Origin of the sequence: Bradyrhizobium sp. (genome assembly GCF_016213215.1) — a bacterium.
In the GTDB taxonomy this organism is placed as follows: Bacteria; Pseudomonadota; Alphaproteobacteria; order Rhizobiales; family Xanthobacteraceae; genus Bradyrhizobium.
Genome location: NZ_JACRAW010000108.1, coordinates 24,395 through 33,110, shown reverse-complemented (window position 1 = coordinate 33,110; position 8,716 = coordinate 24,395). Strand labels below are relative to the sequence as shown.

The window sequence follows — 8,716 nt, the reverse complement described above, 5'->3', positions numbered from 1 at the left end:
CAGCCGTCGATGATATCGCCGACGAGATAGATCGTATCGGCATGGTGATGACGCAGGAAATCGAGCAACAGATCGGCTTGCGAACCGCGGGCTCCGAGATGGACATCGGAGATGAACAGGGTGCGAAAGCGCCGTCCGGGATGTTCGTCACTCATAGCGAAATTTCCCACGCGTGGGCATGTAACAATTCCCCGTGACAGGGGGATGACGAAAATGAACCGCGAAGGAAACTACCCGATACGAATCAAGCCTTTCCTCGCCTAAGCCGCGGTAGCAGCGGCATACGACAAAGAGGCGACAGAAGGCGTGCCCAGCAATGCAGCGGCCGGCGACCCGGCTGCCTCCGGGGCCGCCCGATGCGGACTCAGTAAAATCGATGAAAGTGGTGGATCGGGCCGTGACCGTGACCGACGCTGAAGCGATCGGCGTTGGCAATTGCCGTCTCGATCCAGATCTTGGCGGTACGGACGGCGGTTTCCAGATCCTCAGCTCGGGCAAGGCCGGCGGCGATGGCGGAAGAGAGCGAACAGCCCGTGCCGTGCGTATTTCTGGTAGCGATCCGCGGAGCGGCGAGCACGAGCGTCCTCGCTCCGTCGAACAGGTAGTCGATGCTTTCGGGTCCCTGACCGTGGCCGCCTTTGATCAGTACCGCCTGACAGCCCAGCGCGAGCAGCCGCTCGCCCTGTCGTTCGATGGCGGCCTCGCTGGTGGCGATCTCCTCGTCCAGCAAGGCGGCAGCTTCCGGCAGGTTCGGCGTGATCAGCGAGGCGAGCGGGATGAGCTCTTGGCGCAGGGTGCCGACCGCGTCATCGGCCAGCAACCGATCGCCGGAGGTCGCGACCATGACCGGATCAACCACGACATGCTTCGGCGTCCAGCGCTTCAGGGCGTCCGCGATGGCCTGGATGGTCGAAGGCCGCGCTACCATGCCGACCTTGACCGCATCGACCGCAAGATCGGAAAACACCGCCTCGATCTGCGCCGTCACGAACTCCGCCGGTACCTCGTGGATGCCGGTCACGCCTTGCGTGTTCTGCGCCGTCAACGCCGTGACGACGCTGGCGCCATAGACGCCGAACGCGGCAAAGGTCTTCAGGTCCGCCTGGATGCCCGCGCCGCCCGAGCAATCGGAGCCGGCAATGGTCAGCGCGACGGGAGTCGTCATCTTTCCTCTCACGCAGTTCTTGCGATCCGAACCATGGACTGTCCTACCCGGCGCGCCCGGCTCCAGCAAGTTTGCTTGCTAAACCCCGCCGATTTTGGCCTATTAGCCCCGAAATCATGCCTTCGGAGCACCCGTGATGGTTCCCTTCTTCGTCCAGATCAAGTGCAAGCTCGGCCAGTCCTATACGGTCGCCAATGCGATCGCCGAGGCCGAGATTGCATCGGAGATCTACTCCACCGCGGGGGATTACGACCTCCTGGTCAAGTTCTATGTCGACAAGGAAACCGACATCGGCCATTTCATCAACGAGAAGGTGCAGGTGATCCCGGGCATCCAGGACACTCACACCATCATCACCTTCAAGGCGTTCGGGACGAAATAGGAGCAGGCGGCCGCTAGGCTCCGCCTTCCTTCCGCTTCGGCGGCGTCGGTCCGTCGACCGGTGGCAGCGACCTCAGGTATTCGGCCATCGCCGCCCGGTCCTGCTCGGAGAGGTGCGAGGTGTTCTTGATCACCCGCACCATCGACCCGCCGGCGCTGTCGCCGTCGGGCTTCTGCCCGGTTTCGAGAAAATAGGCGATATCCTTGGCGCTCCAATCGGAGAGCCTTTTCTGGGTGATATTCGGCACCCAGCCCTCGCCCTCCGGATTGGGCCCGCCAGCGAACTTCTGCGAGCCGATGATGCCGCCGAGGAAATTGCGCGGGCTGTGGCATTCGGCGCAATGACCGAAACCGTTCACGAGATAGGCGCCGCGATTCCAGTCCGCCGAGCGCGCCGCATCCGCGACGAACGACTTGTCGTCCATGAACAGCAGTTTCCAGACGCCGATGTTGCGACGGAAGTTGAAGGGAAACGGCAGGTCATGGTCACGGACCTTGCCGGACACCGGCGGTAGCGTTTTCAGATAGGCAAAGAGATCGCGGACGTCCTCGATCTTCGCATGCGCGTACGAGGTATAGGGAAAGGCGGGATAGTAATGCGCGCCCGTTGGTGAAACCCCGCTCCTGACCGCATTGACGAAATCGGCGTCGGTCCATTTTCCGATCCCCTCGGAAGGGTCCGGAGAGATGTTGGGTGCGTAGAAGGTTCCGAAAGGCGAGTTCATGGCAAGCCCTCCGCCGAGCCGCGTACGATCGGGCTGGTTCGGCACCGCGTGGCACGACGCGCAGCCACCGGCGTTGAACATCGACTGGCCGTTCGCGATGTTCGCGGTAAGGGCCGCCGCGGCCACAGCGGGCCGCGCGGGCGCTGCCGTGATCCACCAATACACGCCGAATCCCACGGTGCCGGCGATCAGGACGGCGAGGATTGTTCGTCGCAGCATGTACCCATCCCTCAATGGCGGCCGAACATAAGTGGAGCGCACACGTTGCGCCACCCGCACCACATGCAAATATTTCGCATCTGCCGACCCCAGCCGGGAATAAAGCCCGGCCGGCATTGTTTCGAGATTGCCACAATACGTTCGAGCCAACAGGGAGAGAGCGGGATGAAAACGATCCTTTTTGCGACGCTTGCGCTTGGCACCGCCACAGTCCTGGCCAGTCCGGCCGGCGCGGAGAAACTGAAGGCGACGCTGGACGGCAAGTCCGAGGTGCCCCCGATCACGACCAGCGCTGCCGGAACGGCTGATCTGGACTACGATGCCGCCAGCAAGAAGCTGGCCTGGAAGCTCTCGTATTCGGGGCTTTCCGGCCCTGCCACCGCCGCCCATTTCCACGGGCCTGCCGAGGCCGGCAAGAACGCCGGCGTCGCGGTCGCCATTCCGAATGCGACCAAGAGCCCGGTGGAAGGCAGCGCGACGCGGACGGACGCGCAAGCCGCAGATCTGCTCGCCGGCAAGTACTACATCAACATCCACACGCAGGCCAATCCTGCCGGGGAAATCCGCGGTCAGGTGACCAAGTAGCAGGCTCGCCGCGAACAAGCGGGGCGAACGCATGACACGTTCGCCCCGAATTTCTTCGACGCGATAGCCGTCAACTGCTCTTGAGGCGGAAGGTCTCGTGGCAGTTGCTGCATTCCTTGCCGATCCCAGGAGCGGTCGCCTTCAGCGAGTCCAGGTCCTTGATCTTGGTCTTGGCCTCGCTCACCACCTTCGCAAAGCTGTCGATCTTGGCGGCAAAACCAGCCTTGTCCTCCCAGATCTTGGGCGATGAACTGTAGTCGCCCTCCAGCTTCACGTTCTTGACGCTTTCCGGAAACATGCTTGGAAGCTTCTTGGCGGTATCATCAAGCTGCTTCAGCGCCGCATTGACGGCGGCCTGATCGTAGGGCTTCTCGCCCTTCACCATGGCAATCAGCACCCCGCCGAGATTCTTTGCATTTTCTTTCATGGTGGCCTGCGACTGCTTGGCCACGTCCTGCTGAGCGACGACGGTGCTGACACCGAGCAGCAAAGCTCCTACAACCACGAGACTTCGAATCATCAATTGGATCCCTTTCGTTCATGTGTGGTGAATTCAGTGGAATGATTTGAGTGCGCCGATTTTGCAAAAGCTGCAAATCCTGCCCCCTGCTTCAACCCCGCGGGCTCGGCTTCATTCCGTTCCCGCTGTGTTATTTCACAGGCTGTGACGGCGCTGATGCTCGCTGATCGCAATCCAGATCCGTTCGGGCGTCGCCGGCATGTCGATATGGTCGATTTTGTACTCGCGCCATAGCCCGTCGATGATCGCGTTGACGACGGCCGGACAGGAGCCGATCGCGCCCGCTTCGCCCGCCCCTTTGACTCCCAGAGGATTGGTCTTGCACGGCACGTTGTGGGTTTCGAACACGAACGATGGGCCGTCGGCCGCGCGGGGCAGCGCGTAGTCCATGAACGTGCCCGTGACCAGTTGCCCGTCCGTCGGGCCATAGACCACTCGTTCCATCAACGCCTGCCCAATGCCCTGCATTGCCCCGCCATGCACCTGGCCGGCCAGCAGCAGCGGGTTCAGAGTCTCGCCGAAATCGTCGACGATCACGTAGTTGACGATCCTGACGAAGCCCGTACCGGGATCGATCTCGACCTCGGCAAGGTGCGTTCCGTTGGGGAAAGTGCCGTCGGCGCTGGCAAAGGTCGCGCTCGCTTTCAGCTTCGACGGATCGACGCCGGGGCGCCTGGCGATATCGGCGAAGCTGATCGAGCGGTCGGTGCCCGCAATCCGCACCACGCCGTCGCTGATCTCGAGGTCGCGGGAGCTTGCCTCCAGCGCTTCCGCCGCAATCTCTGTCAGCTTCTTGCCGAGCTCGCGCGTGGCACGCTCAACGCTGACGCCGCCGGAGGGAATAGAGGCCGAGCCGCCGGTGCCGAGCCCGGTCGCAATCTCGTCGGTGTCGCCCTGATGAATATGCACGCGCTCGGGCGGCAGGCCGAACTGCTCGGCCACCAGCTGCGCATACGCGGTCTGATGCCCCTGCCCGCTCGATTGCGTCCCGATCAGGATGGTGACGTCGCCGTTCGGATCGAGCCGGACATTGGCCGTCTCCTCGCCCATCGTGCCGCAGACCTCGACATAGCTCGCGAGCCCGATGCCGCGCACCAGGCCCTGCTTCCCGGCGGCCCTTGCGCGCTTGGGAAAATCCTTCCAATTGGCGATTTCCATGGCGCGCTTCAGATGCGCGGCGAAATCGCCGGAATCGTACACCTTGCCCGTTGCAGTTTTGTAGGGCAGCGCGCGCGGCGGGATGAAATTCTTGCGGCGGATGGCATCGGGCGTCATGCCGAGCTTGCGGGCCGCCGCATCAACCAGCCGCTCGACCACATAGGCCGCTTCGGGGCGTCCGGCGCCGCGATAGGCGTCGACCGGCACACTGTGGGTGAAGACGGTACGAACGCGGCAGTGGAACGCCTGGAGGTCGTAGAGGCCGGGCAGCATGCCTGCCCCGCCATGCGGAATGTAGGGACCGAAGGTCGACAGGTACGCTCCCATGTCTCCCATCAGATCGACGTCCATCCCGAGGAACCTGCCGTCTTCGGCCAGCGCCATTCGCGCCGTGGTCACGTTGTCACGGCCCTGAGCGTCACCAACGAAGTGTTCGGAACGATCCGCCGTCCATTTGATGGTCTTGCGCAGCTTGCGGGCGGCCACCGCCATCAGGGCGTATTCGCGGTAGGGAAACAGCTTGGTGCCGAAACCGCCTCCGACGTCGGGGCAGATCACCCGCATCTTGTCGGCCGGGATCTTCAGGACATTCTGGCACAGGATGTCGCGCAGCCGATGGCTGCCCTGGCTGCCGACCGTCAGCGTCAGGTGATCGCGCTTGGGATCATATTCGCAGACGGCCGCGCGCGTTTCCAAGAAGTTCGCGACCACACGCGGATTGACAATCGATATTTCGGCAACCGCGTGCGCCTCGGCAAATGCGGCCTCGGTCGCCTTCTTGTCGCCGATCGAAACGTCGAACAGCACGTTGCCGGGATGCTGCGGCCAGACCTGGACTGCGTCCTTCTTCACGGCATTGGCGACGCCCGTCACGGCCGGCAGCGGCGTCCAGTTGACCTCGATCGCCTCGATCGCGTCCCGCGCCTTCTCGATTGTCTCAGCTACCACGAAGGCGATAGCGTCACCGACATGCCGCACCTCCTCTTTGGCGAGGATCGGATAAGGCGGACCGGTAAACGGATTGACTTCGAGATTGAACAGGCATGGCAGGTTGCCGAGATCCGCAACGTCCTCGGCGGTCAAGATCAGTGCCACGCCGGGAAGCGTGCGTGCGCGGCTCACATCGATCGAGTACTTTGCGTGCGCGTGCGGCGAGCGCAGCACCAGCGCCCGCAACGCCGCCTGCGGGGCATAATCGTCGGTATAGCGCCCCTTGCCGCGGATGAGCGCGTCGTCTTCCTTGCGACGCACGCTGTGCCCGACGCCGAACTTGATGGGAGCAGCCATGTTGTCTCCGTCCCTTGCATATTGCTGCGGCCATATTGCAGCGGATTGCACCACAGCGCAAATGCAGGCTTCGCGCGCATATGCCACAAAAAAGCCCCGGCGGTGCCGGGGCCTTTGGTGGGCAACAGCGATCCGTTGAACGTAAGTATTTAGCGACTACTGAACTTGTAGTTCACACCGACGCGAAGGATGTTGTCGGTGATCCGAGAACTGTAGTTGCTGGTAAGCACGCTCCCGCCGAGTGCGGGAATTGTCGTCACGAACGAGCCGGACACTCTGCCCAGGTCAACGTACAGATATTCGAGCTTGGCAGTCCAATTACCGCCGATCACACCTTCGACGCCGGCGCCAACGGTATAGCCAGCCTTGGTGTCGGAGGAGGAAAATGCAAAAGCACCTGCGCCAATTGTCTCCGCGGTTCGGATTTCACCGTACGCAAGACCGCCAGTGGCATAGAACAGCACAGTCGGCGTCGCGAGCACGCCGACCCGGCCACGAACCGTGCCGAACCATTCAAGCTTCTGGTTCAGAGTGACCGGAACCGCCGGTCCAGGAACAACTAGGAGCTGGCCGATGGGCGGGGTGCAGACACCCGCTGGGCACACGAAATTGCGGCCGCCCTCTTGATCGGAGCCCTGGATGTCAGCCTCAAGGCCCCACACCCAGTTTTGCATTTGCCAATTATAGCCAATCTGGCCGCCGCCGATAACACCATCCATGTTGGCGCTACCGGCACTGGTGAACAGCACCGTTCCCACGCCATTGGTCAATGTGGAAGTGTCACTCGATCTGCCCCAGCTGTAACCAACATTGCCGCCGATGTAGAACCCGGTCCAATTCCAGACTTCAACAACGGACGGCGGCGCCTTGGTGTACGGCCGAGCAAGATCCGCCGCCGATGCGGCTGCCGTCATGGTCACAGCCGCCAACGCTGAAGCCGCTATCACCTTGAATGCCATACGCATGGTACCCCCCTAAAATTCTGATCGGTCTACGTTAGTCGCTGACGGGGCGCGCCAACATAGCCAGAGGTTTCACGCCAGCAGTTTTCCCGCATGTGTTGCAAATATGTTCGGCCAGCCAGACAGCGTCCAACTGCCCCCTAAATGATTGAATTCCGGAGAAAATCACCCACGGACGAGCGCGACAATCCATCTGCGGCCGAACAGCAGAAGGATGCTCAGGCCGTAGGTGAAGGCCCCAACAGCCACCAGCAGCAGGAGAACCGCCTCGTCGCGAAGCGCAGGCATGCCGGCAAAATAGGCCGCGCCGAATCGTGCGGTAAACCACAGCGCGGCGGCCAGCACGACCCCGGACACGACAAATTTCGCCAGCGACTGCATCAAGCCGCGGTCGAGCTGGAGGTATCCCGCCCGTACCGCAAACCCGAGCACGAGGAGAAGATTGGTCCAGGCACCGACCGCGGTCGCGAGCGCCAAACCGATCTGCGCCAGCGGGCCCATCAGAGCTATTTTCAGCGCGACATTGACCGCAACGCCGATCAGGGCCGCCTTGACGGGCGTCGCGGTGTCCTTGCGGGCATAGAAGGTCGAAACCGCGCTGCGGATCAGCACGAACGGAATTAGCCCGATCGCATAGGCCGCGAGCGTTGCGCCGGCGGCGGCGGCATCCGCCCTGGAGAACGCGCCGCGCGCAAACATCGCCCGCATGATGACCTCGGGCACGGTCAGGAAAGCCGCCACAAACGGCAGCGAAAACAGCAGCGTGAAATCGAAGGCGCGGCGCTGGGCGACTTGAGCGCCTTGATGATCGTTGGACGTGAGGCGCCGCGACATTTCGGGCAGCAGCACCGTGCCGATGGCGATGCCGATCACGCCGATCGGCAACTGGTTGAGCCGGTCGGCATAATAGAGCGCCGACAACGCGCCGGCGGGCAGGAAGGTGGCGATGATCGTATCGGCGAACAATGCGACCTGGGTGCCCATGGAGCCCAGGGCGGCCGGGCCCAGCGCCGCAAAGAAATCACGGACATCTTCGTCCAGCTTGAGCTTTGCAAAGCGGGGCAACCCTCCGTTGCGCGCAACATCGCCGGCCAGGAGAAAATACTCCAGAAACCCGGCGATCAGCACGCCCCAGGCCGCGGCATGGCCGGCAGTCGGAAACCACGCGGCGAGCGCCAGCGTCATCATCATCGCCAGATTGAGGAAGATCGGCGCCGCGGCAGCGCTGGCGAAGCGTTGCATCACGTTGAGCATGCCGCCATAGAACGTCACGAGCGTGACCAACAGCAGGTACGGGAAGGTGATCCGCGTCAGCTCGATCGCCAGCTGTCGCTGCTCGACATCGTCGCTGAAGCCGGGCGCAAGGATGCTCATCGCCTGCGGCATGAACAGCCAGGCGAGAACGAGCAGAACGAGCTGCGAGGCAAACAGCAGGGTGAAGATTCGGTTGGCGAACAATCTTGCAGCATCCTCGCCGCGCTCGCCATGAACATGCGCATAGGCCGGTACCCATGCAGAATTGAACGCCCCCTCGGCAAAGATCGCCCGGAAATGATTGGGTAGCCGCAACGCCACGAAGAACGCGTCCGCGACGGGCCCAGCGCCGAGAATCGCCGCGAGCATGATGTCGCGCGCAAAGCCGGTGAGCCGGGACAGCAGGGTGTAGCCGCCGACAGTGAAGATGCGTTTGAGCATTAGCCGCTTCTAGCGTATG

At 62.7% G+C, this 8,716-nt stretch carries 8 protein-coding genes and 1 pseudogene; 2 read left to right on the top strand and 7 right to left on the bottom strand.

Annotation, left to right across the window (positions count from 1 at the left end; all coding sequences use genetic code 11):
• A pseudogene (locus HY852_RS18795) lies at positions 1 to 155 on the bottom strand (UDP-2,3-diacylglucosamine diphosphatase); the annotation flags it as partial.
• 209 nt (positions 156 to 364) lie between these two features.
• Positions 365 to 1,165, bottom strand: a complete 801-nt coding sequence (gene thiD / locus HY852_RS18790; protein ID WP_291606291.1) for a bifunctional hydroxymethylpyrimidine kinase/phosphomethylpyrimidine kinase — start codon at positions 1,163 to 1,165, stop codon at positions 365 to 367.
• A 136-nt stretch (positions 1,166 to 1,301) separates the two neighbouring features.
• Between thiD and HY852_RS18785 the strand changes: the two genes are divergently transcribed.
• Positions 1,302 to 1,547 carry an Lrp/AsnC family transcriptional regulator gene (locus HY852_RS18785; protein ID WP_291606290.1) on the top strand — a complete coding sequence of 82 codons (246 nt, stop codon included), beginning with the start codon at positions 1,302 to 1,304 and terminating at the stop codon, positions 1,545 to 1,547.
• 13 nt (positions 1,548 to 1,560) lie between these two features.
• On the opposite strand, the gene HY852_RS18780 is transcribed toward HY852_RS18785, so the two are convergent.
• Positions 1,561 to 2,490, bottom strand: a complete 930-nt coding sequence (locus HY852_RS18780) for a cytochrome c (protein ID WP_291606289.1) — start codon at positions 2,488 to 2,490, stop codon at positions 1,561 to 1,563.
• A gap of 165 nt (positions 2,491 to 2,655) precedes the next feature.
• On the opposite strand from HY852_RS18780, the gene HY852_RS18775 reads away from it, so the two are divergent.
• Positions 2,656 to 3,075 (top strand): CHRD domain-containing protein, encoded by a 420-nt coding sequence (locus HY852_RS18775; RefSeq protein ID WP_291606288.1) that lies wholly within the window; start codon positions 2,656 to 2,658, stop codon positions 3,073 to 3,075.
• A 70-nt stretch (positions 3,076 to 3,145) separates the two neighbouring features.
• Here the strand turns inward: HY852_RS18775 and HY852_RS18770 are convergent, their stop codons facing one another.
• The 4 genes from HY852_RS18770 to murJ all read right to left on the bottom strand — a co-directional run bounded on the left by HY852_RS18770 (position 3,146) and on the right by murJ (position 8,697).
• Positions 3,146 to 3,595 carry a cytochrome c gene (locus HY852_RS18770; protein WP_291606287.1) on the bottom strand — a complete coding sequence of 150 codons (450 nt, stop codon included), beginning with the start codon at positions 3,593 to 3,595 and terminating at the stop codon, positions 3,146 to 3,148.
• 135 nt (positions 3,596 to 3,730) lie between these two features.
• Positions 3,731 to 6,040, bottom strand: a complete 2,310-nt coding sequence (locus HY852_RS18765; RefSeq protein WP_291606286.1) for a xanthine dehydrogenase family protein molybdopterin-binding subunit — start codon at positions 6,038 to 6,040, stop codon at positions 3,731 to 3,733.
• A 149-nt stretch (positions 6,041 to 6,189) separates the two neighbouring features.
• Positions 6,190 to 7,005: an outer membrane protein gene (locus HY852_RS18760; RefSeq protein ID WP_291606285.1), complete on the bottom strand. Its 816-nt coding sequence runs from the start codon at positions 7,003 to 7,005 to the stop codon at positions 6,190 to 6,192.
• A 162-nt stretch (positions 7,006 to 7,167) separates the two neighbouring features.
• Complete coding sequence (murJ, locus tag HY852_RS18755; RefSeq protein ID WP_291606284.1) at positions 7,168 to 8,697, bottom strand: murein biosynthesis integral membrane protein MurJ; 1,530 nt, start codon at positions 8,695 to 8,697, stop codon at positions 7,168 to 7,170.
• Between the last annotated feature and the right edge of the window lie 19 nt (positions 8,698 to 8,716).